Raw genomic sequence first — 26,241 nt, 5'->3', positions numbered from 1 at the left:
CGGGCGGTTCCCCCGTCACGGGATGCAGGAAGATGGCTTGGCGTCCGCTGACCCAGCGCCCGCCGGCTCAGTCCCCGCCGCATCAACTGCCGCTGCGGACAGGGCGGGGCCCGGGGTCGCAACGCCCGACGACGGCTGGTTGCGTGTCCATCCGGCGTCACCCTTTGTACGCGGCTGGGTGGCGCTGGCCGCCATCGGCTTATTCTTTGGCCGCGACATCTTTGAACGGACCCTGCAGGGCCGGCCCATGTTCGAAGACGGATTCGCCGGCCGGGTTCCCTGGTTGGTGGCCGGCGGCGGCGCCGTCCTGCTGGTGGCGGTCCTCAGCTTTGTCCTCACCTGGTACTTCACCAAGTACCAGGTGTCCGGCGGTTACGTTCGCGTCAACACAGGCTTCCTGTTCCGGCAGCAGCGCCAGGCCCGGCTGGACCGGGTGCAGGCCATCGACATCGTCCAGCCTTTACTGGCGCGTATCTTCGGGCTGGCCGAACTCAAGTTCGAGGTGGCTGACGCAGGGGAATCGGCAGTGCGGCTGGCCTACCTGAAGATCGACGACGCCCAGCAGCTGCGGGCCACCATCCTGGCACGCGCCGCCGGTATCGACGACGATGCCGAAAACCCCGGCGCCCCCGCACCCGAGGCGCCGGAGTATCCGGTACTGTCCGTGCCGCCGTCGCGCCTTATCGGTTCACTGCTGCTGAGCGAGCAGAGCCTGTTCGTGGTGGTGGGCGGTGTGGCCTCGGTGGTGCTCTCGGCCGTCACGGACAACAGGGCGTTCTACTTCTACCTGATTCCCGCGGCGCTTGGCCTCGCGGCGAGCTACTGGAATCTGGTTAATAAGGGATACAACTTCACGGCCGCCATCTCGCCGGACGGCATCCGGCTCAGTTACGGATTGCTGGATACCCAGGCGCAGACGCTGCCGCCGGGGCGGATCCAGGCGTTGAAGATCAGCCAACCGCCGCTGTGGCGGCCGTTCGGCTGGTACAGGATGCAGGTCAACGTGGCTGGCTACGGGCTGTTGGACAACGCGGGGGAAGCGTCATCCCGGACCACCCTGCTGCCCGTCGGCAAGCTGGACGATGCCATGAACATGCTCGCATTGGTCCTGCCCGATCCCGGTACATCCCGCCCTGCCGAGGTTTTCGGAGCGGGGCTCACGGGGTTGGATTCCGACGGCGGCTTCGTCACCACCCCGCGCCGCGCCCGGCTGCTGGCCCCGCTGGGGTGGCGGCGTGACGGCTTCGCCGCCACGGATACTGCTTTGCTCATCCGTTCAGGGCGTTGGTGGCGGAACCTGGTGCTCGTCCCGCACCAGCGGACCCAGTCCATGGCGCTGCACCAAGGCCCGCTGGCCCGGCGGTTCCGGGTGGCCGACCTGGTCCTGCACACCACCGCCGGTCCGGTGGTTCCGCGCCTGACGCAGGCCGGGCTGGACGAGGCGCGGGCGCTTTTCGATGAGCAGTCGGCCCGTGCCAGATTGGCCCGGAAACGGCAAACCACGGAACAATGGCTCCGCCAGGTGGCGCCTCCGGGCGCTGGCCCTGACTCCCCGGCAGCTGAAACCTGGCCGCTCGAAAATGAAGCCCACCAGCAACAGGAAGGCCCCCAGCATGGCTAAGCCCGGACGCCTCGGCGTCGGAATCATTGGAGCGGGCAAGGTGGGCGCCGTCCTGGGTGCTGCCCTGCGCGCCGCCGAGCACGCCGTCGTGGGTGTTTCCGCAGTGTCGGAGGCCAGCCGTGAACGGGCCGAAATCCTGCTGCCCGGCGTTCCCGTCCTGGAAGTGCAGGACATCGTGGAGCGCGCCGAACTGGTACTCCTCGCCGTGCCCGACGACGCGCTCCCCGGCCTGGTGGACGGGCTGGCGAAGCTCGGCGCCTGGCAGCCGGGTCAGCTGGTGGCCCACACGTCAGGCCGGTTTGGGGTTGGCGTACTTCATCCTGTGCGCGCTGCGGGAGCCGTTCCGCTGGCACTGCACCCGGCCATGACCTTCACCGGAATGAGCCTGGACCTGACGCGCCTGCTTGACTGCACGTTTGGCGTCACGGCCGATGCCGCCATGCTTCCCATTGCGCAGGCGCTGGTGGTGGAGATGGGCGCCGAACCGGTTGCCATCGCAGAGGCCGACCGGACGCTGTACCACGCTGCCCTGGCGCACGGATCCAACCACCTGGTCACCCTGGTGGCGCAGTCGTCCCAGTTGCTGCGCGAGGTGGGGGTGGAGCAGCCCGAACGCATGCTCGGCCCCCTGTTGCGGGCAACCCTTGAAAACGCGCTGGCGTCCGGAGAGTCTGCACTCACCGGTCCGGTCGCCCGGGGTGATGTGGGCACGGTGGAGGCACATGCACAGGCCCTGCGGGAGTACGACGGCGGCGGGCATGGGGATGTCCTCGCGGCGTACCTTGCCATGGCACGCGCCACCGCCCGGCGGGCCGAAGCGCGCGGGCTACTGAAGGCCGACCAGCTTGACGGGCTGAACCAGGCCCTCGGATCCAAGGAGGACTGACCGTGGCCATCAAACTTGTCACCACCGTGGCCGGGCTGCACGCCGAGAGTGCACGGCTGCTGTCGGAGAAGCATGGTGCATCGCAGGGCTTGGTCCCCACCATGGGCGCGCTCCATGAGGGGCACGCTGCCCTGGCGAGGACCGCCGTCGAACAGAACGACGTGGTGGTTGCCAGCATCTTCGTGAACCCGCTGCAGTTCGGTGATGCCGTGGACCTTGACCGGTACCCGAGGACCCTGGACGCCGACCTTGCACTGCTCGACGCCCAGGGCGTCGATATCGCGTTCGCACCGTCTGTCGAAGAGGTCTACCCGGGTGGCGAGCCGCTGGTGCGGATCACGTCGGGACGGCTGGGGGAGAAGTGGGAGGGCGCATCCCGCCCAGGCCATTTCGACGGTGCGCTTACGGTTGTTGCCAAGCTGCTGCACTATGGCATCCCGGCGGCCGGCCGTGCCGGAGGGGCTTCGACAGGTTCTGCCGGTTCTGCGTCTGCCGGTTCTGCGTCTGCAGGGTTTGGCTCCGCCCGGTCTGCATCAGAAGGGCTCAAAGCTCCCGGATCTTCATCTGCGGGGACGGGGCTGCCCGCCTACCGCGCCTACTTTGGCCAGAAGGACGCCCAGCAGCTGGCCCTGGTAAGGCGCATGGTGGCCGACCTCAACTTCCCCGTCGACATCGTGGGCGTCCCCACCGTCCGTTCTGCCGAGGGGCTGGCGCTGTCCAGCCGTAACCGGTTCCTGTCCGACGACGAACGCGATGCAGCACTGGTCCTTTCCCGTGCACTGCGGCTGTTGGAGGCGCGTGCCAACGCCCATGAGCCGCTGGACCTTGAGTCTGCGCTCGCGATGGTGGAGTCGCAGCCGCTGGTGAAGCTGGACTATTTCGACGTTGTGGACCCTGGCACGCTGGAGCCCCTGGCTGAAAACTGCCGCGAGACCCCTTTCCGGGGCGAGGCCCTCGCGCTCATTGCTGCGAAGGTGGGTCCTGTGCGGCTGATCGACAACGCCCCCTTGAGCTCTTAGGCGCTGCTGAGTTCGCGCGCGAGTTCACGCGCGCCTGAGTCACACACCCCTGATTTCACATGCGACTTCCTGGATTCAGGCGGCGAGGTAGGCCGTGAGTGCGCGTTCGAGCGGGCTTAGTTTGTCCGGCTGGTTGCTTGCCGGAGCGCCTGATGCTCTGGTCGGGCTGGGCCTACCCGCAGTGCCAGCGGCTCCGGCTGATACAAGATCTGTGGCTGGTGCAGGGTCTCCGACAGTTGTCAGGTGTCTGTCCGGTGCCGTGTGTCCGATCGCGCCGGGCACGCTGGTCACGACAGATTCCTCGGCCGCGCCAACGTCGCCGCCCGGCGCAAGGTCTCCGGTCGATGCTGAGTCTCCGGGCGCGACGACGTCTCCTGTCAGGGCCCTGTCCTGTTCGAGTTCGAGGAGTGCGGGTGGCCAGTGTGGTTGTTGTGGGTGGGGGTGTTGGCCCGGGTAGTGGCGGCCGGTGGGGGAGGTCCAGCCGGGTGGTTCAGTCCCGGTTGCTGGTGTGGGGGTCCAGCGGCTGTTGTGCTTCAGCCGGTGATGTTTCGGGCAGAGTTGGGCCAGGTTGCTGATTCCTGTCGTCCCGTGGTGCTGCCAGGCGGTGAGGTGGTCCGTTTCGTTGTCTGTGCTGGGGTTGGTGCAGCCGGGGAAGGTGCAGTGCCCGTCACGCATCCTGATCCAGCGTTTCATCGCCTCCGTCAGCCGGTAACTGGTCCTACCGATCTCCAGCGGTGCGCCGTCGCGGGGATCGACGAGGACCCGGTAAAACGAGGTCGCCCCGTCGGCGACGAGTTTCCGTGCCATGGCCGCCGGGATGGGCCCGTACCCGTCCAAATCTGCCGGTTCATCAGTGATGCCCAGCAGGGTGAACAGCGGGACAGTCACCAGGACATCGGCTTTCGGTGCCGGGACCTTGCTGAGGTCAACGAAGTACGGGTCGCTCCCGTCACCGGGTTTTTGGCCGTCGTTGGACCGGTCTGTGGCAGCGGCCCCGGTGTGGGTGCCGAGGAGGAGCCTGGCGGCGGTGTCGGGGCGGAGCTGGGTGAGGGTGCGGGGCTCGCCGGGGCCTTGGAGGCCGCGGGCGATCGCTGTGGTCTTGTTCCAGATGGCGCAGGCGGTGTCCGCGGGCAGGATCAGGGTAATCGTTGCCATCCCGTCGGCGTCTGGGCGGTATTCCATCCGCCGGTCCGCCACACACCTCGCATGCCGGGCTGCGAGGGAGGCGGGGTAGGTGCGTTCGCGCCAGGTCCTGAATTTCCGGCGGAACAGGTGCGCCACGAGGTCACCGGGTGCCAACCCGCGGGCACGGTTGGGGGCGTCGGGGTCGAAGAAGCGGGCGACCAGCGCGGCAGCACTCTCGGGGGCGAGGCAGTCCGCTTCGTCGGCGACGATCACCGCGTGCCGCCACGACATCGACCCCGCAGCCAGTGCACCGGCAACAAGGGGCATTGCACAGACTTTCCGGGACTGGCTGATGAACGCTGCCGCTGCGCCCGGGCTGAGCGTCAGGACCCCGGCGACTTCCGCGGTCGTGGACATCTCCACGAACGCCCGCTCGGAGTCTGTGGCGTCCGGCGGCGTCATCGCCTCCTGAAACTCGGCGAACTCAGCGGCGTCCCGGGCCTTGCCCGCCGCCACCTGCGCCTCCAGCCTGCTCCAGAACGCCAGCCGCTGCAGCCGCAGCTCAGACTTCCGCTCCAACACATCAACTGCTTCACGGGCCACTGCTTCAGGGTCAGCCCGGTCCAGTTCCGCGTCCTTCAGGAACAGCACGTCGAGGCTGGCGACAGAGGCCCAAAGACCCTCCATCACCTCTGTCTCCTCGACCGGAGAATCCGCCGCGTTTCCCATAAAAGAATTCTCGCGCGAGGGTCTGACATTTCAGGAGAGTCCTGATCCGTTCAATAGGTGAATGCGGACCCGGCTAGATTTTTAGATCGCTGGGCCTGAGTCCCGAGCTTTTCGGCGTCATGGGAACGCAGCCCGTGCTTCACGCCTAGCCTGATAATCCAGTAGAGGATGGTGCCGACCACCAGTGCGGGTATGGCAAACCAGGCTATGGCAATAACTATCGAGATCAAGATTCCCCCCAAGAAGTGCTTCTTGACAGCCTCTCACAGGCGAGTCGGCTGTCACGCAGACCGCCGCCGGCCCGTGAAAATCGCCAGCCCGCGGGCTCTCCAATCCAATACCGACCCGTTATCAGCCCCAACCCATCGCCCCGCGACGCAGCGCGCGGAAGCCGCCGCCCGCCGTCGTACGTTCCATAAAAACGGGAGGTGGCTCCGAAACGGGCCGCACCCCACCCGAACACAGACAAAAGATAGTCAGCTTGCTTATTACTTTCGGTTTTCCTAGGCTGGAATCTGTCAGGCAAGCAACTCTCGAAGCAGTGCAATGCGCCCTCACAACGGAGCGCAGCGGCCGGCTTCAAGCGAGGAGGAACAATGTCAGAACACAACATCGCAGGCAAGAAGGTTGCATTCCTGCTCACGGATGGCGTGGAGCAGGTTGAGCTGACCAGCCCGTGGCAGGCAGTGAAGGACGCCGGTGGCGAACCCACCCTCGTAGCCCCCGGCAGCGGAAAGCTGCAGGGCTTCAACGGCACGGACAAGGGAGACACGTTCGACGTCGACCTCACCGTCGCCGAGGCCAACGCCTCGGACTTTGACGCGCTGGTCATTCCCGGTGGCGTCGTCAACGCAGACCACCTGAGGGCGGACAAGGACGCGCAGAGCTTCACGCGCAGCTTCTTCGAACAGCACAAGCCGGTGGCATCCATCTGCCACGGACCATGGGTGCTCATTGACGCCGGCGTGATCCGCGGCCGGAACGTCACGTCCTACTTCACGCTGGAAACCGACCTCAAGAACGCCGGAGCCAACTGGACGGACGAGGAAGTGGTGGTGGACCAGGGCCTGGTGACCAGCCGCAACCCCGATGACCTGCCAGCCTTCAACAGCAAGCTGGTTGAAGAAATCGCGGAAGGGCAGCACGCGGGCCAGACCGCCTGACACCTGTTGTTCCCTCAGGGTTTGGGAAAAGATTCCGTGCGGAGGAATTACTCCAGCCGGTAGAGTGTTGGCATCTGCAGCGGCCAGGTTCGCGCATCACTCACCACTCTCCCTGAGGGAACACTCATGTCTACCGAAGTATCTCCGAACGCCAAAGGCCAGCCGGCCCAGGCGGCAGGAACCAAGCCCGCCGCGCCGGAGAAAATGTCCCGCGAATCGGTGACGATCATCAGCACCTTGCTGGTGGCTACCTTCGTGGTGATCCTCAACGAAACCATCATGAACGTCGCGCTGCAGCGCCTCATGGTGGACCTGCAGGTGGATGCCCCCACCGTGCAGTGGCTCTCCACCGGCTTCATGCTCACCATGGCCGTGGTCATCCCCACCACCGGGTTCATCCTGCAGAGCCTCTCCACCCGCGCCGTGTTCATGCTGGCCATGGGGCTGTTCGCCGGCGGCACCGCACTGGCCGCCGTCGCTCCCGGATTCGAGATCCTGCTGCTGGCGCGCATCGTCCAGGCCGGCGGTACGGCGATCATGCTGCCGCTGCTGATGACCACCATCCTCACCCTGGTTCCGCTGGCCAAGCGTGGTGCGGTGATGGGCAACGTCAGCATCGCCATCTCCGTGGCTCCGGCCATGGGCCCCACGGTATCCGGTTTGATCCTCGAGCACTTCACCTGGCGCTTCATGTTCGTGTTCGTCCTGCCGGTGGCGCTGGCCGCCCTGGCGATCGGCGCGAAGTATCTGACGAACATCGGCGAAACCGAGAAGACCAAGCTCGACTTCCTGTCCGTCTTCCTGACCGTTCCGGCCTTCGGTGGGCTGGTTTACGGCCTGAGCCAGATCGGCGGCGGCCACGGCGGCCAGGCCGGTCCCAGTGCAGGTGCCATCGCCGCGTTGGTCATCGGCGTCGCGGCGCTGGCGGTCTTCGTAATGCGCCAGGTCCGCCTGCAGAAGGCCTCGGCGCCGCTGCTGGACCTTGGTGCGTTCAACTTCCGCATGTTCACGGTCTCCGTCCTGCTGATGGTGGTGGCCATGATGGCGCTGTTCGGCGGCGTGATCCTGCTGCCGCTGTACCTGCAGGAAGTCCGCGGACTTGGCTCGCTGGAAACCGGCCTGGCGCTGTTGCCCGGCGGCCTGGCGATGGGCCTCCTCGGCCCCGTCATTGGCCGCCCTGTTCGACAAGGTGGGGCCGCTGCCGCTGACCGTCACGGGGTCCATCCTGATGGTGGTGACGCTGTGGCAGTTCTCCATGCTCGACGCCGGCACGGCGGTTGCGTGGATCGTCACCTTGCACGTGGGGCTGAGTTTCGGCCTTGCCCTGCTGTTCACGCCCGCGTTCACCACAGGCCTGAACCCGCTGCCGCCGCACCTGTACTCGCACGGCTCGGCGATCATGAGCACCACGCAGCAGGTTGCCGGTGCCGCCGGCACAGCACTGCTGGTGTCCATCTTCTCCGTGGTCAGCGCGACGTCGGGACTCGTCGCCGGGATGAGCGCCGCCTTCATGACGGCGACCGTCATCGCCTTCGCCGCCGTCGTACTTTCCGCGATGATGCGCAAGACCGAAGGTGCTGGCCCGGGTCACGGCCCCGCGCACTAGTAGTTCAGCGGTTGAGGGTGTCGAAACCCCGCCGGGTTTCGACACGCTCAACCACCAGCGGCCTCACATGGGTCAGCCGGCGTAGAAATCGCTCAGTTCCTTGACCAGCTTGTCCGGAGCCTTGATTACGCCGTCGTGCCCGAATCCGGGGAGGATGGTGTAGCTGGAGCCGGACAGGACGTCGTGGATCTGGCCGCAGGCCACGCCAAAGTAGGCGGGGCTCTTTTCGCCCACGACAATCAGCGTTTCAAGGGGCAGTTCCAGGAACGGCTCGGCAGGCATGTCCGCGGCGATGATGGCCTTGATTTCGCGGACGCCGGTGCGCATCAGCTCCCGCTGCTGCCTGCCCTCTGACGTCCCGGCGGTCAGCTTGTTGGCGAGCGTCATCATAGACAGCGGCATGCGGGACGACAATGGACCCGGCGCCTCCAGTCCACGCTGGATGACGGCAAGGGCGCGGTCGTCGTCGCCGGCAGCGATGGCGGTCTCGTACTCGCCAATCCAGTCGGCCTTGACGGACTGGTTGACGGACACGGCGGGATCGTAAACGGCCAGCCGCTCCACCGGCAGCGTCCGGGCCGCGTGCAGGGCAACTGCTCCGCCGAAGCTGTGGCCGAAAACGTCAGTGCTGGAGGTGTGTTTCATGACCACGTCGAGGTCGCGGATGTCCACGTCCAGGGTGTAATCCTCCGGCTGCGGCGAGGACGAACCACGGCCGCGGCGGTTGAACGTGTGCACCGGCCGGCCCAGTGCCGCACTGAGTTTCTGGGCGAACTTGGTGTAGTCCGCCGCCGTCACCATGGAGGGCGGCACGATCACCACCCCTGAGCCGCCGGAAGCAAGGTCAGCGCCGGTGGTAAAGAGCTCCAGAGTGCCGCCGTCGGGGGTCCTGATGTTCTCACGCGTCATGATCTGAGCCTATCTGAGCAACCTGACCGCGGACACAACGCCGCTGCTAGGGGGCGCCGGCCCCGGGGCACTTTCCTGTGCAAGTCCGCGGGTGTCTGCCTCAGGCCGTGAAGTACTCCGAGATGTCCGCCACCAGTTCCTTGACGGCGGCCGGGATGGAGCCGTGGAAGCACTTGGGCGAAAGCTCGAAGGTGCTGCCGGGGACCGCTGCATGCAGGCGCTGCGCCGTCACCTTGTAATAGCTCGGGCTCTTCCCACCCGCCATGAAGTGCGTACCGGCAGGCAGCACACTGAAGTCCCTGGCATGGTCCTTTTCGTTATATGCGGCCCGCAGTTCACCCACACCGCTGGGCATGACCTGGCGGAAGACCTTGTTGACCTTGGTCCGCGACAGAACCGCCATCAGCCCGGCCAACACCGGTTCCGGAATCCTCGCCATGGCCGATCCCGGGCTGGTGGCCTTCTTCATGTGGGCCAGGGCGTGCCCCACCTTGCCGTCATTGACGGCCTTCTCAAAACCGTCCAGCCACTCGATGTCGATGCTGCCGTCGATGTTCACCGCGGCGTCGTAAACAGCCAGCTTGTCGGGGACGTATCCGGTTCCGGTGAATTCCTGGACAGCGTTCAGTGCCACGGAACCGCCCAGGCTGTGGCCCAGGATGTTGCGGGCACCCGTGGCATCCATCACCGTGCGGACATCCTCGATCTCCGTGGCCATCGAGTAGCCGGCCGGCTGCGGCGATGAACTGCCGCGGCCCCGGCGGTCATAGACGTCCACGGCCCAGCCGTCACCCAGGCCGTTGGCCAGCGCGATCGAGAACGGACGGTAGATCAGGGCGGTAAGGAAGGCACCGCCGATCAGCACCACCCTCTTCTCCCCGGGCGCGTCCTCGGTACCGTAGCTGTACAAGGCTAAGTGGCCGCCGTCGTGCGTGGGAAGGACCTGTTCTTTCACCAGCCCATCGTAGGGTGCGTGCCTGCGGGGCAGCTGAAAGCCCGGTTTTGCAATGCCCGGTAAACTTGATGATTGTGACTTCCCAAAACGCCCCCGCTCCCAAGAACGCCCCCGAGCCGCTCGACGCCAGCGAGCAGATGCGCATCCGTATGGAAAAGCGCGCCAAACTCCTCGAGCGCGGCGCCGAAGCGTACCCCGTGGGCGTGGAGCGCACGCACTCCCTGGCGGAGATCCGTGAGAAGTACGCACACCTGCAGGCCGACGAAACCACCGGGGACGTTGTGGGTGTCACCGGGCGCGTGGTGTTCGTCCGCAACACGGGCAAGCTGTGCTTCGCCACCCTCCAGGAAGGCGGCACGGACGGCAAGGGAACCCGTCTGCAGGCCATGCTGAGCCTCGCCAACGTGGGTGAGGAAGCGCTGGCTGACTGGAAGGCCCTCGTTGACCTCGGCGACCATGTGTTCATCAAGGGTGAGGTCATCTCTTCCCGCCGTGGCGAGCTCTCCGTCATGGCCGAATCGTGGGGCATGGCTTCCAAGGCCCTTCGCCCGCTGCCCGTGCTGCATGCGGAGCTGAACGAGGAAACCCGCGTCCGCCAGCGCTACGTGGACCTGATGGTCCGCGACGAAGCCCGCGAAATGGTTTACACGCGCGCCGCGGTCACCCGCTCCATCCGCGAAACGCTGTTCCGCCACCAGTACGTCGAGGTGGAGACGCCCATTCTCCAGCTGGTCCACGGTGGCGCACTGGCGCGGCCCTTCGAGACGCACATGAACGCCTTCGACCAGAAGATGACCCTGCGGATCGCCACCGAGCTGTACCTCAAGCGCGCCGTGGTGGGCGGCATCGACCGTGTTTACGACATGGGCCGCGTCTTCCGCAACGAAGGCGTCGACTCCACACACAGCCCCGAATTCACCACCCTCGAATGCTACGAGGCCTGGGCTGACCAGTTCGTCATGGCGGAGCGCATCAAGGAGATCATCCTCGACGCCGCCGACGCCGTGGGAGCCGGCCGCACCGTCCAGACCGAGGCGGGGGAGATCAACCTCGACGGCGACTGGGCTTGGTTGGCCGTCTACCCGGGGTTGTCCGACGCCGTTGGCCAGGAAATCACGCCGGAGACTTCGGTTGAGGTGCTTCGCGAGATTGCCGCCAAGCATGAGGTGAAGGTGGACCCCAAGTGGGACGCTGAGAAGACGGTGGTGGAACTGTTCGGCGAGATTGTCGAGCCCACGCTGCTGAACCCCACCTTCGTCTACGACTACCCGCCCTCCGCCCAGCCGCTGGCGCGCCCGCACCGCGAGGACGGACGCCTCATCGAAGCCTGGGACCTCATCATCGGCGGCATGGAACGCGGCACCGCGTTCTCGGAGCTGATCGACCCCGTGATCCAGCGCGAGCGTCTGACGGAGCAGTCTCGCCACGCCGCCGCAGGTGATGACGAGGCCATGCAGCTGGACGAGGACTTCCTCCGCGCCCTCGAATACGGTGCCCCGCCCATGGGCGGCATCGGCCTGGGCATCGACCGCCTGGTGATGCTGTTCACCGGCGCCGGAATCCGGGAAACGATCCTTTTCCCCCTCCTCAAGCCTGAAGGGCACTGACCATGGAGTACGTTGCAGTCCTGCTTCCGTCCCTTGTTGTAGGCCTGTTGTTCTGGTTTGCCATGAAGGCCGTATTTAATGCCGATAAATCGGAGCGCCAGGCTGAAGCCCGGGCACAGGCAGAAGCTGATGCCCGGGCGGGCCTGGGCGAGAGCCCGGATACCGACGGAAATAGATAAACCCCCAATCTGGCCCCCTGTTATCCCCGGAACCCATTTGTCACTTTGACGCGTCGGCATAAAAAGGGCGATAATTTTCTTTGGGAAACATCCTGCTTTTCTGAACACCAACTTTCCAGCAAAAGGAAGACTCTAAATGGCACAGAAAGTAAACATCATCCTCGTTGATGATCTGGATGGGGGATCCGCAGACGAGAATGTTAAGTTTGGCCTCGATGGGGTCAACTACGAGATTGATCTTTCGGCGGCCAACGCCACCGAACTCCGGTCTTCGCTTGAGCGCTACGTTGGCGCTGCACGCAAGTCCTCCGGCGGCCGCACGGCTGCCAAGGCCAAGGCTCCTTCAGGGAGTGGCCGCAGCCACGATTCGGCACAAATCCGCCAGTGGGCGCGCGATAACGGCTACACCGTTAACAGCCGCGGCCGAATTCAGGCGGAAATCCAGGAAGCCTACCAAAAGGCCAATTCCTAGCTGCCGCAGGACCCTGGTTTAAGCCCTGTTCCCCGTTGTCGGGGAGCAGGGCTTTGTTTATTGGCCACGTTGCCCCGGTTGGGATGCTCCAACAGCCATTCAGCAGCCGGCCGCCCCTTTTGACTCATCGGGTTTGCCTCGACAAGGGACCGGGCCATCCGCGGCACTGCCCATTGCGAATAGTCTCCGGAACCGCCGGTGCCCGGAACTGAGTTTCGCGGCCGGGGCAAACACCGAAACTCGGGGCAAACTGGGGAACCGGGGCAGACGCAGGTTTTTACTGGCTTTATGTTCGGCCGGTGCTGATCGTTTCATTCATCCGGCGCGTGGCCGTGCCGTTATTCGGGTTGCCTCCGAAGAGGTAATGCAGAGCCCGGAACGTCCGGGACCAGGCCACCCGCCAATGCTCCGCATCCAACCTTGGGTCAACCCCTGAAAAGGGTGTGGGTTTCCCCTGTGGCGAACACGCTCCACAAGATTGGGCCAGCCACGTAGCATCAAAGTACGTCGTAGCTAGGAGTGTGGCGAAATGTTTGAGCGATTTACGGACCGTGCCCGTCGCGTAGTTGTGCTTGCCCAAGAAGAGGCACGCATGCTGAACCACAATTACATCGGTACCGAACACATCCTTCTGGGTCTAATCCATGAAGGTGAAGGCGTTGCCGCCAAAGCTCTTGAGTCTTTGAGCATTTCGCTCGACGGCGTTCGCGAGCAGGTGCAGGAGATCATCGGCCAGGGCCAGCAGGCTCCCTCCGGTCACATCCCCTTCACCCCCCGCGCCAAGAAGGTACTGGAGCTCTCGCTGCGCGAGGCCCTCCAGTTGGGCCACAACTACATCGGCACCGAGCACATCCTGCTCGGCCTGATCCGCGAGGGCGAGGGCGTAGCCGCCCAGGTCCTGGTGAAGCTGGGCGCCGACCTCAACCGGGTCCGCCAGCAAGTCATCCAGCTCCTCTCCGGCTACCAAGGCAAGGAAACCACCGGCGCAGGCGTCGGCGGCGGCCAGCCCGAAGGCGCCCCTGCAGGTTCGGTGGTCCTGGACCAGTTCGGCCGCAACCTCACACAGGCTGCCCGCGAGAACAAGCTGGACCCCGTCATCGGGCGCGAGCAGGAGATGGAACGCGTCATGCAGGTCCTCTCCCGCCGCACCAAGAACAACCCTGTCCTCATTGGTGAACCCGGCGTCGGTAAGACGGCCGTCGTCGAGGGCCTGGCCCAGGCGATCGTCCGCGGCGACGTCCCGGAGACCATCAAGGACAAGCAACTTTACACCCTGGACCTCGGTTCGCTGGTGGCAGGCTCCCGCTACCGCGGTGATTTCGAAGAGCGACTGAAGAAGGTCCTCAAGGAGATCCGCACCCGTGGCGACATCATCCTGTTCATCGATGAGATCCACACCCTGGTGGGCGCCGGTGCTGCCGAAGGCGCCATCGATGCGGCCTCGATCCTGAAGCCCATGCTGGCCCGCGGCGAGCTGCAGACCATCGGTGCCACCACGCTGGACGAGTACCGCAAGCACATCGAGAAGGACGCCGCCCTGGAGCGCCGCTTCCAGCCGATCCAGGTCAAGGAACCCTCCGTGGCACACGCCATCGAGATCCTCAAGGGCCTGCGTGACCGCTACGAGGCACACCACCGCGTCACCATCACCGACGGCGCACTGGCCTCCGCGGCCAGCCTCGCCGAGCGCTACATTTCGGACCGCTTCCTGCCGGACAAGGCCATCGACCTGATCGACGAGGCCGGTGCCCGACTGCGCATCCGCCGCATGACCGCTCCGCCGGAGCTCAAGGCCATGGACGAGCGCATCGCCAAGCTGAAGATGGAGAAGGAATCCGCCATCGACGCCCAGGACTTCGAAGGCGCTGCAGCGCTCCGCGACAAGGAGCAGAAGATGATCTCCGAGCGGTCGGAGAAGGAGCGCCACTGGAAGTCCGGCGGCATGGACGACATCTCCGAGGTGGATGAGGATCTCATCGCCGAGGTGCTGGCGAACTCCACCGGCATCCCCGTCTTCAAGCTGACCGAGGAAGAGTCCTCGCGCCTGCTCAAGATGGAAGACGAACTGCACAAGCGCGTGGTGGGCCAGGACGAGGCCATCAAGGCACTGTCCCAGGCCATCCGCCGCACCCGTGCAGGACTCAAGGACCCCAAGCGTCCCGGTGGCTCGTTCATCTTTGCCGGCCCCACCGGCGTCGGCAAGACCGAGCTCGCCAAGGCACTCGCTGAGTTCCTGTTCGGTGAAGAGGATGCCCTCATCACCCTGGACATGTCCGAGTACTCCGAGAAGCACACCGTTTCGCGGCTCTTCGGTGCCCCTCCGGGCTACGTGGGCTACGAAGAGGGTGGCCAGCTGACCGAGAAGGTCCGCCGCCGTCCGTTCTCCGTGGTGCTGTTCGACGAAGTGGAAAAGGCCCACGCGGACCTCTTCAACTCGCTGCTGCAGATCCTGGAAGACGGCCGCCTGACCGACTCCCAGGGCCGCGTGGTGGACTTCAAGAACACCGTGATCATCATGACCACCAACCTCGGTACGCGGGACATCTCCAAGAGCGTCGCCACCGGCTTCCAGTCCGGCACCGACACGCAGACCGGCTACAACCGCATGCGTGCCCGCGTCACGGAGGAACTCAAGCAGCACTTCCGCCCCGAGTTCCTGAACCGTGTTGACGACGTCGTGGTGTTCCCGCAGCTGACGCAGGACGAGATCATCGAGATCGTGGACCTGTTCGTCAACCGGCTGGAGAAGCGCCTCAAGGACAAGGACATGGGCATCGAGCTCACGCCCGCCGCCAAGGTGCTCCTGGCCACCCGCGGCTACGATCCCGCCATGGGTGCCCGGCCGCTGCGCCGCACCATCCAGCGCGAGATCGAGGACCAGCTGTCCGAGAAGATCCTGTTCGGCGAGATCCACCCCGGCGACATCGTCGTAGTGGACGTCGAAGGCGAAGGCGACGACGCGAAGTTCACCTTCGCCGGCAACGCCAAGCCACGCATCCCGGAAATCGCCCCGAGCGTCTAACCGGTCAGAAGTACACCAGCGAAAGCCCCACCACTCCGCGAAGGAGCGGCGGGGCTTTCGCTTTTCCTTCCTTCCAGTGGCTGAGTCCGGTGGCGGCCATCAGATTTCCCGGCGCCTGCTCGTTCCTCGCTTTGACGGCGCCTATATAAATCCCTGATGCCCGCCACCTCGTGCATTGGTGGGCGTTGAGCGAAGCGCAGGCGCCGGGGTCATTTGTGTAGCTTGCGTCAAAGCGACGAAGGAGCAGCAAGCGGCGAATGGCGCCGGTGGCGGCGCGCTCCGGCCCTTACGGATCCAACGCATCAGCGTGTCGGCTTCAGCAGGCTTGTGACGGGCGGCACAAACCGTGTTGAATCGGAAGCATGGCTAATCAGAATCCGGCGATCCCGGACGAGCAACCACTGACCCCCTTCCACGACCTTGACCACTTCCTGTCCATCCCGCGCGTTGGCGGCCTGGCCCTGAGCCCCGACGGAACCCGTCTGGTCACCACGGTCAGCACCCTCAACGGCAAGGGCACCGATTTTGCCACAGCGCTGTGGGAACTGGACCCGACAGGCCAGAAGCATGCCCGGCGCATCACCCGCAGCGCGAAGGGTGAGGCGGGAGCAGCCTTCGCAGCCAACGGGGACGTCTATTTCACGTCTGCACGCCCCGATCCGGAGAGCCCCGAGGAAGAACCCGTCAACGCACTGTGGCTCCTTCCGGCCGATGGCGGCGAGGCGCGTGTGGTGCTCAGCAGGCCGGGCGGCGTCAGCCGGGTGATGACGGCGCAGAACGCGGACGCAACCTTCGTGGCCGCCGAGGTGCTGGCCGGCTCCGCCGATGAGGAGGACGACGCTGAGCGCCGCAAGTCCCGCAAGGACAAGAAAGTGTCAGCCATCCTGCACAGCGAGTACCCGGTGCGTTACTGGGATGCCGACTTGGGGCCCGGCCAGCCACGGATCTTCGCTGTGGAACCGGGGGAGAACCAGGCCGGGGGCAAGCCCGGAACCGTGGACGCCACGGCGCCGCTGGCACTCCGCAACCTGACGCCGGAGGCCGGGCCGCGCCTCCGGGAGGCTGACGCGGTGGTCAGCCCCGACGGCAGGACGGTCTACACCAGTTACACCAAGCCGTTGGCCAAGGCGGACAGCCGCTCGGTTCTGGTGGCGGTGGATGCCGCCTCCGGCAGCCTGAAGGTGCTGCTCGACAGCGAAGGCATGAGCTACTTCCCGGGACCGGTCAGCCCGGACGGCCGGACCCTGGTGGTGGTCAGCGAGAGCGATTCCACCCCGCAGCGGGCCCCTGAAATCAAGCTGCACCTGCTCGACGTTTCGGGCAGTGCGGAAAATGCCGCCGAATCCGCTGCGGACGGGCCAGGCCTGCAGCCGCTCGCCCACGATTGGGACCGCTGGCCCAAGCCTGCCGCCTGGCTGCCGGACGGTTCCGCGGTCCTGGCCACGGCGGACGACGACGGCGCGTCGCCGGTTTTCCGGATCAGCGTCCCGGCTGCTGCGGCGGAAGTGGGCGTCGCCCGGGTGACCCAGGACGCCGCGGCCTACTCCGACGTCGTTGTTTCTCCCGAAGGCCGGTACGCCTATGCCCTGCGGAGCTCCTACGAATTTCCCGCCGAAGCCGTGCGGATCGACCTTGCGACGGGGGAGACCACGCGGCTGCCGGCGCCGGCCGAACGGCCGTCCTACCCGGGCAGGTTGGAGCGGATCGCCGCCACTGCGCCGGATGGGTCGCGGGTCCCCGCCTACCTGGCATTGCCTGAGGGTGCGTCGGCGGACGATCCGGCGCCGCTGCTGCTGTGGATCCATGGCGGACCCCTGGGTTCGTGGAACGCCTGGACATGGCGGTGGAACCCCTGGCTCCTGACTGCCAAGGGATACGCGGTGCTGCTGCCGGACCCGGCATTGTCTACCGGCTACGGCCAGGCGTATATCCAGCGTGGCTGGGGCGCGTGGGGCAAGGCGCCTTTCACGGACCTGATGGCTGTCACGGACGCCGCAGTGGACAGGCCGGACATTGACGAGACGCGGACTGCCGCCATGGGCGGATCGTTCGGCGGTTACATGGCCAACTGGGTTGCAGGAAACACGGACCGGTTCAAGGCGGTGGTCACCCACGCGAGCCTGTGGGCGCTGGACCAGTTTGGTCCCACCACGGATGCCTCGCAGTACTGGCTGAAGGAAATGACCGAGGAAATGGCGCTGGAGAACTCGCCGCACCTGCACGTCGAGAAGATCAGTTCGCCCATGCTGGTGATCCACGGGGACAAGGACTACCGGGTCCCCATCGGGGAGGGGCTGCGGCTCTGGTATGAGCTGCTCTCCAAGTCAAAGCTCGCGGCGGACCAGGACGGCCAGACCGCCCACCGGTTCCTGTACTTCCCGGATGAGAACCACTGGATCCTGCAGCCGCAGCACGCCAAGGTCTGGCACCGGGTAGTGCAGTGGTTCCTCGCGAAGAACGTCCTGGGCCAGGATCTGGACCTGCCGGAAGAACTCGGGCTCTAGCTTCAGCATTACAGGCACAGGGCATCGCCCGAGGAGATGAATACAATGCGACGGGGGCTGGGGCATTTACGTAGCGTGCGTCTAAGCGAGGAACGAGCGAGCACGCGGTAAATGCCGCAGCCACCGAGCCGAGAGCCCTTCGCCTCGTAGGATTGACCCTGTGACTGACTCCTTCCACATCCGCCCTGCCCGCACCAGTGACGTTTCCGCCATCAAGAAACTGGTGGCGCCGCTGGCCGAGGAGCGCATCCTGATGGCGAAGGAGACGGTGGCGTATTACGAAAGCCTCCAGGAATTCAAGATCGCCGAGTCCGACGACGGCGAGGTGATCGGCTGCGGGGCGCTCCACGTCATGTGGGAGGACCTGGCCGAAGTCCGCACGCTCGCAGCGTCAGGGGACTGGCGCGGTAAAGGTGTGGGCCACGTCCTGGTGGAACGGCTGCTGGAGGAGGCCCGCGCGCTTGGGGTGGCACGGGTTTTCTGCCTTACGTTCGAGGTGGACTTCTTCAAGCGCCACGGGTTCGAGGTCATGGCTGACCAGTCTGCCGTGGATCCGGTGGTCTACTCGGAGCTGCTGCGCTCCCATGACGAAGGCGTGGCGGAGTTCCTTGACCTGGCCCGCGTGAAGCCGAACACCCTGGGCAATACCCGGATGATCCGCTTCCTCTAGCAGGGCCGCCGGTTCCCTCCCGCCCAAAGAGCAGCCCGCACGAAGCGAAAAACATTTCACTTCATCCTGACCGGCACTTCCTTTTACTCGAATTGATGGATAAACTGTTGGCGGCCGGGTTTGGGGGCCCACGAAAAGGGACAGTCATTGGGGGCTGTCCCTTTTCTGCGTCTGCGGCGGATGGGACCCTACCGCGGCCCATGCGGCCGGTAGTAGGGTCGGGATTGTCAATCTCCATGTGCGCAGCAAGCACAAGCACAGCCAGGAGCACCGCCATGAAGAAACTCATCAACGATCCCAAGTCCGTCGTAGCGGAATCGGTGCAGGGCTTCGGCCTTGCCCACGCTGACCTCGTCACCGTCACCGAAGATCCCATGTACATCACGCGCAAGGACGCGCCAGTGAGCGGCAAGGTAGGCCTGGTTTCGGGCGGGGGCAGCGGGCACGAACCGCTGCACGCCGGTTACGTGGGCAAGGGAATGCTCGACGCCGCCGTGCCGGGGGCGGTGTTCACCTCGCCTACGCCGGACCAGATCCTTCCGGCCACCCTCGCCGTCAACTCAGGCGCCGGCGTGGTCCATATCGTCAAGAACTACACCGGCGACGTCCTTAATTTCGAGACCGCGGCCGAACTTGCAGAAGCCGAGGGCGTCAGCGTCCGCACCGTCCTGGTCAACGACGACGTCGCCGTGGAGGACTCCCTGTACACGGCGGGCCGGCGGGGTGTGGGCGGCACCGTGCTGGTGGAGAAGATCGCCGGTGCAGCCGCGGAGCGCGGTGACGACCTCGACGGCGTGGCCTCCATCGGTGAACGGGTGAACGCCAACGTCCGGACCATGGGCGTGGCACTGTCCGCCTGCACCGTGCCGCATGCGGGCCAGCCGAGCTTTGACCTCGCGGAGGATGAAATCGAAATCGGCATCGGGATCCACGGCGAGCCCGGCCGGCACCGCATTCCGCTCGAAAACGCGGACGGCATCACGGACCGGTTGCTGGAGCCCGTCCTGGCGGACCTGGACATTGGCTCCGGGGACAAGGTGCTCCTGTTCGTCAACGGGATGGGCGGGACGCCGCAGAGTGAGCTCTACATTGTGTACCGCCGCGCCGTCCAGGTCCTCAAGGACAAGGGCGCCACCGTTGAGCGGTCCCTGGTGGGCAACTACATCACTGCACTCGAGATGCAGGGCTGCTCCATTTCCGTGCTCCGGCTCGACGACGAGCTGACCGAACTGTGGGATGCGCCCGTCCACACCGCCGCCCTCCGCTGGGGCGCCTGACCATGGTGCTGGATGCCGCATGGGCGGTGAAGTGGCTGAACCTGTGCGCCGAGGCCATGGCTGAACACCGCGTGGAGCTGATCGAGCTGGACCGGGCCATTGGGGATTCCGATCATGGCGAGAACATGGACCGCGGGTTCCAGGCGGTGGTGGCCAAGCTGGGCGAGGGGACGCCGGAGACGCCCGGAGCAGCCTTGAAGCTCACGGCCATGACGCTGATGTCCAAAGTGGGCGGCGCCGCCGGCCCTCTCTACGGCACGGCCTTCCTCCGAGCGGCCACCTCCCTCGGCGACTCTGCCGAGATCGATTCCGGGGCCTGGGCAGAGGCGCTGGCTGCCGCCCGCGACGGCATAGTGGCCCGCGGCAAGGCCGAACCCGGGGACAAGACCATGGTGGATGCCTGGACCCCGGCAGTTGACGCTGCCCGGGCCGCTGCCGACGGCGGCAGTGCCGATGTCCTGGCGGTCCTGGTGGCCGCCGCAGAGGCTGCCGAGGCCGGGGCGGTGGCCACCGACCCGCTCGTGGCGCGGAAAGGCCGGGCGAGCTACCTCGGCGAACGCAGCGCCGGGCACCGCGACCCCGGGGCGGCATCCAGTGCGCTGATCCTGCGGGCCGCCGTGGGGGCTGCCGCGTGACGGTCAGCATTGTGGTGGTGTCCCATAGCGAAAAGATTGCCGACGGCGCCGTGGAACTTGCCGCCCAGATGGCGCCCAACGTGGTGATCCTGGCAGCCGGCGGCACCGGGGACGGCAGGATCGGCACCAGCCTGGAGAAGGTCATGGCCGCCCTGGACAAGGCCGCCGGCGGTGATGGCGCGGTGATCCTCGCAGATTTGGGTTCCGCGGTGATGACCGCGGAGTCCGCGCTGGAGTTCGTCGATGATCCGGAGAAGTTCCTGCTGGCCGATGCCCCCTTGGTGGAAGGGCTGGTGGCGGCGTCCGTCGCTGCCCAGGGCGGCGCCGACGTTGAAGCCGTCAAGCGCGCCGCCGAGGCGGTACGGGGACCCGCGCACGGCGGCGACGCCGGGCGGCAGGTGGTGGAGGAAGGATCGGTCACGGGGCAGGGCCCGGATTTCACGGGTGACTTTGAGATCATCAACCAGGCGGGCATGCATGCCCGGCCCGCCGCCAAGATCGCCGGTGGCCTGTCCGCGCTGGCGGCGGACGTCACGGTGAACGGGGCGGACGGGGCATCCATGACGGCGCTGATGACGCTGGCCGCCGGTAAGGGATCGGTGCTGCACGTGGAGGCCTGGGGCGCTGATGCGGAACGGGCCGTGAACTACGTTGGCGGCCTGGTCCAGGCTGGGTTCGGCGAGCCCTGAGCCGGCAACCGGCGTGCAGCTGGCCACAATCGGCGCAGCCCGGTGTGTCCGCAGCTCCGCGCCTGATCCTGCCAATAAGCTCGATGCCATGGAACAGCTCCACCCCGAAGACAACTCCCCGGCAATCGAAGTGCTGGACGGGCAGACCACGGTGGAAGAGCTTCTGGCGGACCTCGGGTTCGAATGGCGTCCCCAGTATGTGGGCGACCTTGGCCAGCCGGCAGACGGGCAGTTCAGCCAGCCCGTTCTGTTCTAGCCTGCGCTCTTATTGACCGCACTGTTTCCGGCCTGCACTGTTGCCAGCCGGCACTATGAGCCCCGTGCTTCGCTGAGGCCGGCCGCATCCAGGGTCACGGACGCGGAGATGAACCTGCCGCACTGTTCGCCAAACGGATAGTCCGCCCGGGGCCGGAACTCGAGGGTGCGGACCGGCAGGGCTGAGCCGTCCGCGCCGGCCCCGGAGGCTGTGACGGTCATGGCCGATTCGGTGAGCGTATCCAGCATCAGCATCCCCACCTTGGTCCCGTCCGGCGAGGCCGTTGCGGAGCAGACGCCGTCCGGCGTGCAGCCCTTGTCAATGCTGGCACTGCCGGGGGCCAGTTCAACGGGCCCCTCCTTGCAGGTGCCGTCCTGGCACGCCTTCACGTGGAGCGTGCCGACCAGGGGCGCGTAATCGGCCGCGATGGTCACGGACACAGCAGTGGCCTGCGCGATGGCCGGGCAGGCAATCGCCCCGGGCCCGCAGCCTGTGGTGAGTGCCGCCGTCGTCAGCAGCGCCAAGAGCAGCCCCCGTGTACGCATGTTTTCAGCGTAGGACCGCCGGGCGCGCAAGGCACCTCTGCCGGGGAAGTGACGCCGGCATTGTTATGGCCGGGGACGTTCTGACGGCCGAAAGGAAACCTGTGGTCAGCCCAGCGGGAAGACGCTGATGAACCAGAACAGGGCGACGGCGAACACGGCAAAGAAAGGCACCAGGCAGCCCAGGGTGGTCCGGGGCGCGGAGGAAACCTGAAGTGATTCGTTGGGGTCGGCCGGATTGTAGGCAACCTCGATCAGGGACCCGGCGGCCGGCGCTGCCGCCGTGGAGATTTCGGACTTGCCCATGAACAGGGTGCCGCGCGGGTCCGTGAACTGGTAGGTGGGAAAGAAGCGGCGGCTGCGGCTGGAGCCTCCGCCGCCGCTTGTCCAGCCGGCCACACTGCCGGTGACGGTGGCCTGCACCTTTGGCCAGCTGGCCATCAGCTGCTCCTGGCGCCTGGTCTTGCGGATGGCATGGACCATGGCGAAGGCAGCGGCCACAACGAACAGCGCCCAGACGATGTAAAGAATGATTCTCAAGGTTCCCCCGGTTCCAGTCACCAAAAGTATGCCACCCCGGCGGCGGCACTTACGCGGGAAGCCGGTAGCCGCCGTCGTGGATCTCCGCCAGGCCGTCCGCGAGCAGCCCGGACATGGCACGCTCCAGTTGCTCCGGCGCGGAATTGAGCCGGTGCAGCGCCGCGAGCGGGACACCGATCCCCTCCGGGGCAAAGCCCAGGTCCGCCGGCGGCTGCAGGAACATCTCCGCGGGCACCGGGGCATCAGCCAGCCGCAGGACGGCCATCACGGCTCCGCGGACCTGCCGGTCGGTGCCGTGCCAGGCCTGGCCCTTGGGGGACGTACGACGGCGGCGGCTCACCGGCAGCGCGCCACGCACAGGAATTCTTTACGGGGCAGTCGGCGCATTTGGGCGCACGCGCGGTGCAGACCAGCGCTCCCAGCTCCATGACCGCAGCGTTCCAGCGCACGGAGGGGGCGGCGTCGTCCGGCAACAGCGAGGCGGCAAGGCGCATCTCCGCAGCGGTCAGGGCAGGCGCGGGAAGCGCGGCGCCGGCCACCAGCCGGGCGTGTACCCGGCGGATATTGGTGTCGACGACGGTTTCCCTCCGGCCGTACGCGAAGGCGGCCACAGCTGCTGCCGTGTAGCTGCCCACGCCGGGCAGTGCCAGCAGCTCTGTATACGTGTCCGGCACCCTGCCGTTGTGGTTTACAACGATGGCCGTTGCCGCGGCATGCAGCCGGAGGGCCCGCCGCGGATATCCCAGCCTGCCCCAGTTCCGGACTGCCTCGCCGGCTGGTTCGGCGGCCAGGCCTGCGGGGGTGGGCCAGCGTTCCAGCCATTCCTCCCAGACGGGGAGCACCCGCACCACCGGGGTCTGCTGCAGCATGATCTCGCTGACCAGCACGCCCCAGGCGCCGCAGTCTGGGTCCCGCCACGGCAGGTCGCGGGCGGTTTCGGCAAACCAGCCGGTGATTCTGCGGTGCAGGTACTCCACGTGGTTGGGCTTGCCGGGGGTTGGCGGCGTTCCGGCCGGAGCGGCTAAGGGAGGGGATTGAGTATCGATGCCAACACTGTAATGGATGCCCTTCCCGCGCCGGAAAACCGGGCCCGGCCCGCGTTGTGACCAGAGCGATGGGCTGCCGGCGGCGTGGTGGTGCCGCAGAACCGGGGACTTTCCCTAGCCTAGGAGGATGGTCAGGCAAGGCAATTCACCAGCACGTGGCAAGGCAACGGCATCAGGCTCCGGCGGTGCGCCGAAGCCCAGCGCTGCCGTATACCGGCGCCGCAGGCTGTTTGTTGGTGGCGCGCTGCTGATGGTCATTGCTTTGGTGATCACCGGTTTTGCCATCTCCGGGGTGCTCGGGGGAGCTTCCCAGCAGGCTTCGTCCACGATGCCAACCACCGCAGCGCCGGCCGCTTCCCCCGAAGCTTCGGCCCCGCCGTCGGCCGGTCCCTCCGCTTCGGCGACGCCCTCGCCGTCCGCCACCCCCGGCTGCAACCAAAACCTCGTGACCATCTCGGCCTCTACGGACAAAGCGGCCTATGGCGACGGGGAAAACCCGCGGCTCACGCTGAAGGTGACCAACGGCGGCACCGTGGCATGCGAGGTGAACCTGGGGACCTCGCAAATGGAGTTTCTCGTGACCAGCGGCGCTGACCGGGTCTTTTCGTCCAAGGACTGCCAGGCTGCCAGTGAAGACCTGGAAAAGACCCTGGCGCCTGGTGCCAGCGAAACCGCCAACTTCACGTGGCAGCGGAACCGGACCGTGGAGGGATGCCAGGCGGTGGCTGCCAGGCCCGGAACCGGCGGGGCGTACTACATCTTCACTGCGAAACTCGGCTCCAAAGCGAGCCCGAAAGCGGTATTCCAGCTGAACTGAGCCACCTGCTGACCTACGCTTACGGCAGTCCTGCGGGGCCGTGCCGGTGGGGCGCGTGGATTAGAGGAAGCGGTCCAGCAGGCTGGCTTCGGCCATCCGGCTGAGGCCTTCACGGACAGTCCGTGCACGCTGGTCGCCGATGCCGTCAACGGTCATCAGGTCATCTATGGTGGCGGCCATCAGGAACTGCAGCCCGCCGAAGTGGTCCACCAGCCGGTCCGCTACGGCCTTGGGGACGGCCTTCAGCCCGGAGAGCAGGCGGTAGCCGCGGGGCTGGACAACGGCGTCGAGCGTATCCACGCCGCCGGCGAAGCCGATGATCCCGGAAATCTTGCCAAGGTCGATCAGTTCGGTGGGGCCCAGGTTCAGAAGGGCGCTGACGGCCTTCTCGATGTCCTCGGGCGAGGCGTCCGGGCCGGCGTAATCGCGGATGATGACGTCGCTGCCCGGCCCACGGCCCACGGTCAGTTCATCGAGCTGGAGCGAGAGGAGCCGGCCGTCTTCACCCAGTTCGAGCACGTACTGCGAGATTTCCTCCGAGATACGGCGGACCATCTCCTGCCGCTGCAGTGTCACGGCCACGTCCCGGACGGTGACCATCGCCTCGATCTCCAGGGCGGACAGGGAGCTGGTGACCTGGTCCAGCCGGGCACGGTAGCGTTCCAGCGTGGCCAGGGCCTGGTTGGCGCGCGCCAGGACCTTTTCCGAGCCCTCCAGCACGTGCCGCAGGCCGTTGACGTACAGGGCGATAATCTGCATGGACTGGCTGACGGACACCACGGGAACGCCCGTCTGGATGGCGACGCGCTCGGCGGTGCGGTGGCGGGTTCCGGATTCCTGGGTTTCGATACTGGAATCGGGGACCAGCTGGACTGCAGCACGCAGGATGTTGCCGGCGTCCCTGTCGCAGATGATGGCACCGTCCATCTTGGCCAGTTCACGCAGGCGCGTCGGCGAAAACTCAATGCCGATGTCAAAGCCGCCGGAGCAGATCGAATCAACGGTGCGGTCCGAGCCCAGCACGATCAGTGCACCGGTGCGGCCCCGGAGGATGCGTTCGAGGCCGTCGCGGAGGGGAGTGCCCGGGGCCACCCTGCCCAGAGTCGCCCTGAGTGATTCTTCGGGGCTCCGCGCCATAAGATTTCCCTTCAAAGGTGCGGGCAAACTCCCCGCAAGAACGCCGGCATCCCTGTTTCACCGGCCGGACCAAAAGTACTCATTTTCCCGCAAGCACAATGATAGGGGCAACCACCCCCAAATTCCGCATGGTCAAGCCCCAAAGTGCACCGTTGGGGGTGTGCCGGAAATGCCCGGGCCGGCCCTCCGCCGCAGCGTGCGCAGCATGCACTTTGGCCGCGGGGCGGAGGTTGATGGAGCCCGGCTGCGTCCGCGGAAGGAAATCAGAGCCCGGTGACCGACTTTGTGCTGCTGTCCCAGAGCCGGGCACCCACAATGTGCCCGCCGAGCCGGAGGTCCAGGAGATCCATGGCCTTGCCCAGCTGTTCACCGGTAACCCGCCGGGCCAGGGTGACGTGCGGCGTCCAGGCCCCGGGAAGGGTGAGCGGAACGGCACCCCCGATCTCCCGGTGCAGGCGCCGGTGCACTTTGCGGAGCGGGGCAGTCAGCACCACGGACCGGGCCAGGACATACCTGTCCCTGCCGGCGGCAAAAACCTGCACGCCGGAGAAGACGGCCTCCATGGGAAGCGCGCCATCGAACGCGTGAAGTTGCGGCACGGACAGTTCCGCCCCGGCCGCGAGCGTGAGGTGTGGCCGGTTGCTGGCGCCGGTATGGCCGGCAAGGCTGGGAAGCCCCGCCTCGGCGAGCCGCGCCCAGTCTGCCCGGACGGCGGATTCGGTGCCGTCGTCGAACACCAGCTCTATGCTGCGCATGCACCCATCATGCCTTTTCAGGCGGCAACCCGCGTGGTCCCGGACAGGAAGACCCCGGAGCTGAGGGCCGGACAGGAAGA

At 66.3% G+C, this 26,241-nt stretch carries 22 protein-coding genes and 2 pseudogenes; 16 read left to right on the top strand and 8 right to left on the bottom strand.

All coding sequences use genetic code 11. The features are described from left to right. The first annotated feature begins 22 nt into the window (after positions 1-22). Genes QE394_RS08160 through QE394_RS08150 form a run of 3 tightly spaced genes read left to right on the top strand, consistent with a single transcriptional unit; the run spans position 23 to position 3,526 of the window. Positions 23-1,621 (top strand): PH domain-containing protein, encoded by a 1,599-nt coding sequence (locus QE394_RS08160; protein WP_349034244.1) that lies wholly within the window; start codon positions 23-25, stop codon positions 1,619-1,621. Then, on the top strand, positions 1,614-2,507 hold the full coding sequence (locus tag QE394_RS08155; protein ID WP_056082929.1) for a DUF2520 domain-containing protein: 894 nt from the start codon (positions 1,614-1,616) through the stop codon (positions 2,505-2,507). Before QE394_RS08160 ends, QE394_RS08155 begins: the two co-directional genes overlap by 8 nt. Positions 2,508-2,509: 2 nt before the next feature. After that, positions 2,510-3,526 (top strand): pantoate--beta-alanine ligase, encoded by a 1,017-nt coding sequence (locus tag QE394_RS08150; protein ID WP_349034243.1) that lies wholly within the window; start codon positions 2,510-2,512, stop codon positions 3,524-3,526. Positions 3,527-3,601: 75 nt separating this feature from the next. Here the strand turns inward: QE394_RS08150 and QE394_RS08145 are convergent, their stop codons facing one another. Next, complete coding sequence (locus QE394_RS08145; RefSeq protein ID WP_349035387.1) at positions 3,602-5,338, bottom strand: HNH endonuclease; 1,737 nt, start codon at positions 5,336-5,338, stop codon at positions 3,602-3,604. Between the two features lie 638 nt (positions 5,339-5,976). Between QE394_RS08145 and QE394_RS08140 the strand changes: the two genes are divergently transcribed. Together QE394_RS08140 and QE394_RS08135 are read left to right on the top strand one after the other, a co-directional pair. Next, positions 5,977-6,543, top strand: a complete 567-nt coding sequence (locus QE394_RS08140) for a type 1 glutamine amidotransferase domain-containing protein (RefSeq protein WP_056082925.1) — start codon at positions 5,977-5,979, stop codon at positions 6,541-6,543. A gap of 126 nt (positions 6,544-6,669) precedes the next feature. Then, positions 6,670-8,149 (top strand): annotated as a pseudogene (locus QE394_RS08135) (DHA2 family efflux MFS transporter permease subunit). A 72-nt stretch (positions 8,150-8,221) separates the two neighbouring features. Here QE394_RS08135 and QE394_RS08130 read toward each other — a convergent pair. Then, positions 8,222-9,058: an alpha/beta hydrolase gene (locus QE394_RS08130; protein WP_056082919.1), complete on the bottom strand. Its 837-nt coding sequence runs from the start codon at positions 9,056-9,058 to the stop codon at positions 8,222-8,224. Between the two features lie 100 nt (positions 9,059-9,158). Continuing rightward, the gene (locus tag QE394_RS08125) at positions 9,159-10,013 is read right to left on the bottom strand and encodes an alpha/beta hydrolase (protein ID WP_349034242.1); all 855 of its coding nucleotides are present in this window, start codon (positions 10,011-10,013) and stop codon (positions 9,159-9,161) included. A gap of 68 nt (positions 10,014-10,081) precedes the next feature. On the opposite strand from QE394_RS08125, the gene lysS reads away from it, so the two are divergent. The 10 genes from lysS (at position 10,082) to QE394_RS08075 (ending at position 21,324) form a co-directional block, all read left to right on the top strand. Next, entirely contained in the window at positions 10,082-11,620 is a 1,539-nt protein-coding gene (gene lysS / locus QE394_RS08120; protein ID WP_056082915.1) for a lysine--tRNA ligase, read from the top strand. Positions 11,621-11,622: 2 nt separating this feature from the next. Further along, positions 11,623-11,799, top strand: a complete 177-nt coding sequence (locus QE394_RS08115) for a hypothetical protein (protein ID WP_200937874.1) — start codon at positions 11,623-11,625, stop codon at positions 11,797-11,799. Positions 11,800-11,935: 136 nt separating this feature from the next. Further along, positions 11,936-12,271, top strand: a complete 336-nt coding sequence (locus QE394_RS08110; protein WP_056082913.1) for an Lsr2 family protein — start codon at positions 11,936-11,938, stop codon at positions 12,269-12,271. Between the two features lie 529 nt (positions 12,272-12,800). Then, positions 12,801-15,293: an ATP-dependent Clp protease ATP-binding subunit gene (locus tag QE394_RS08105; protein ID WP_056082910.1), complete on the top strand. Its 2,493-nt coding sequence runs from the start codon at positions 12,801-12,803 to the stop codon at positions 15,291-15,293. Between the two features lie 362 nt (positions 15,294-15,655). After that, positions 15,656-17,797 carry a prolyl oligopeptidase family serine peptidase gene (locus tag QE394_RS08100; RefSeq protein ID WP_349034241.1) on the top strand — a complete coding sequence of 714 codons (2,142 nt, stop codon included), beginning with the start codon at positions 15,656-15,658 and terminating at the stop codon, positions 17,795-17,797. 160 nt (positions 17,798-17,957) lie between these two features. Then, positions 17,958-18,467 (top strand): amino-acid N-acetyltransferase, encoded by a 510-nt coding sequence (locus QE394_RS08095; protein ID WP_056082905.1) that lies wholly within the window; start codon positions 17,958-17,960, stop codon positions 18,465-18,467. A gap of 275 nt (positions 18,468-18,742) precedes the next feature. After that, a complete protein-coding gene (gene dhaK / locus QE394_RS08090; RefSeq protein WP_349034240.1) occupies positions 18,743-19,744 on the top strand; it encodes a dihydroxyacetone kinase subunit DhaK in 1,002 nt (333 codons plus the stop codon). A gap of 2 nt (positions 19,745-19,746) precedes the next feature. Beyond that, positions 19,747-20,379, top strand: a complete 633-nt coding sequence (gene dhaL, locus QE394_RS08085; RefSeq protein ID WP_349034239.1) for a dihydroxyacetone kinase subunit DhaL — start codon at positions 19,747-19,749, stop codon at positions 20,377-20,379. Then, complete coding sequence (gene dhaM, locus QE394_RS08080) at positions 20,376-21,068, top strand: dihydroxyacetone kinase phosphoryl donor subunit DhaM (protein WP_056082896.1); 693 nt, start codon at positions 20,376-20,378, stop codon at positions 21,066-21,068. Before dhaL ends, dhaM begins: the two co-directional genes overlap by 4 nt. An 88-nt stretch (positions 21,069-21,156) precedes the next feature. Further along, positions 21,157-21,324, top strand: coding sequence for a hypothetical protein (locus QE394_RS08075; RefSeq protein ID WP_200937872.1), 168 nt, complete (start codon positions 21,157-21,159; stop codon positions 21,322-21,324). Positions 21,325-21,377: 53 nt separating this feature from the next. On the opposite strand, the gene QE394_RS08070 is transcribed toward QE394_RS08075, so the two are convergent. The 3 genes and pseudogenes from QE394_RS08070 to QE394_RS08060 form a co-directional block, all read right to left on the bottom strand. Further along, on the bottom strand, positions 21,378-21,869 hold the full coding sequence (locus QE394_RS08070) for a hypothetical protein (RefSeq protein ID WP_349034238.1): 492 nt from the start codon (positions 21,867-21,869) through the stop codon (positions 21,378-21,380). Positions 21,870-21,974: 105 nt separating this feature from the next. Beyond that, the gene (locus tag QE394_RS08065; protein ID WP_056082890.1) at positions 21,975-22,406 is read right to left on the bottom strand and encodes a DUF3592 domain-containing protein; all 432 of its coding nucleotides are present in this window, start codon (positions 22,404-22,406) and stop codon (positions 21,975-21,977) included. 49 nt (positions 22,407-22,455) lie between these two features. Continuing rightward, positions 22,456-23,275 (bottom strand): annotated as a pseudogene (locus tag QE394_RS08060) (A/G-specific adenine glycosylase). Positions 23,276-23,579: 304 nt separating this feature from the next. On the opposite strand from QE394_RS08060, the gene QE394_RS08055 reads away from it, so the two are divergent. Next, complete coding sequence (locus QE394_RS08055; protein ID WP_056082882.1) at positions 23,580-24,269, top strand: hypothetical protein; 690 nt, start codon at positions 23,580-23,582, stop codon at positions 24,267-24,269. 60 nt (positions 24,270-24,329) lie between these two features. On the opposite strand, the gene disA is transcribed toward QE394_RS08055, so the two are convergent. Both disA and QE394_RS08045 read right to left on the bottom strand, forming a co-directional pair. Next, a complete protein-coding gene (disA, locus tag QE394_RS08050) occupies positions 24,330-25,406 on the bottom strand; it encodes a DNA integrity scanning diadenylate cyclase DisA (RefSeq protein ID WP_056082879.1) in 1,077 nt (358 codons plus the stop codon). Between the two features lie 263 nt (positions 25,407-25,669). Further along, the gene (locus QE394_RS08045; protein ID WP_261618557.1) at positions 25,670-26,161 is read right to left on the bottom strand and encodes a 2'-5' RNA ligase family protein; all 492 of its coding nucleotides are present in this window, start codon (positions 26,159-26,161) and stop codon (positions 25,670-25,672) included. Between the last annotated feature and the right edge of the window lie 80 nt (positions 26,162-26,241).

It is taken from the genome of Pseudarthrobacter sp. SORGH_AS 212, from assembly GCF_030818145.1.
GTDB lineage: Bacteria > Actinomycetota > Actinomycetes > Actinomycetales > Micrococcaceae > Arthrobacter.
This window is presented reverse-complemented; position numbering and strand designations above follow the sequence as displayed.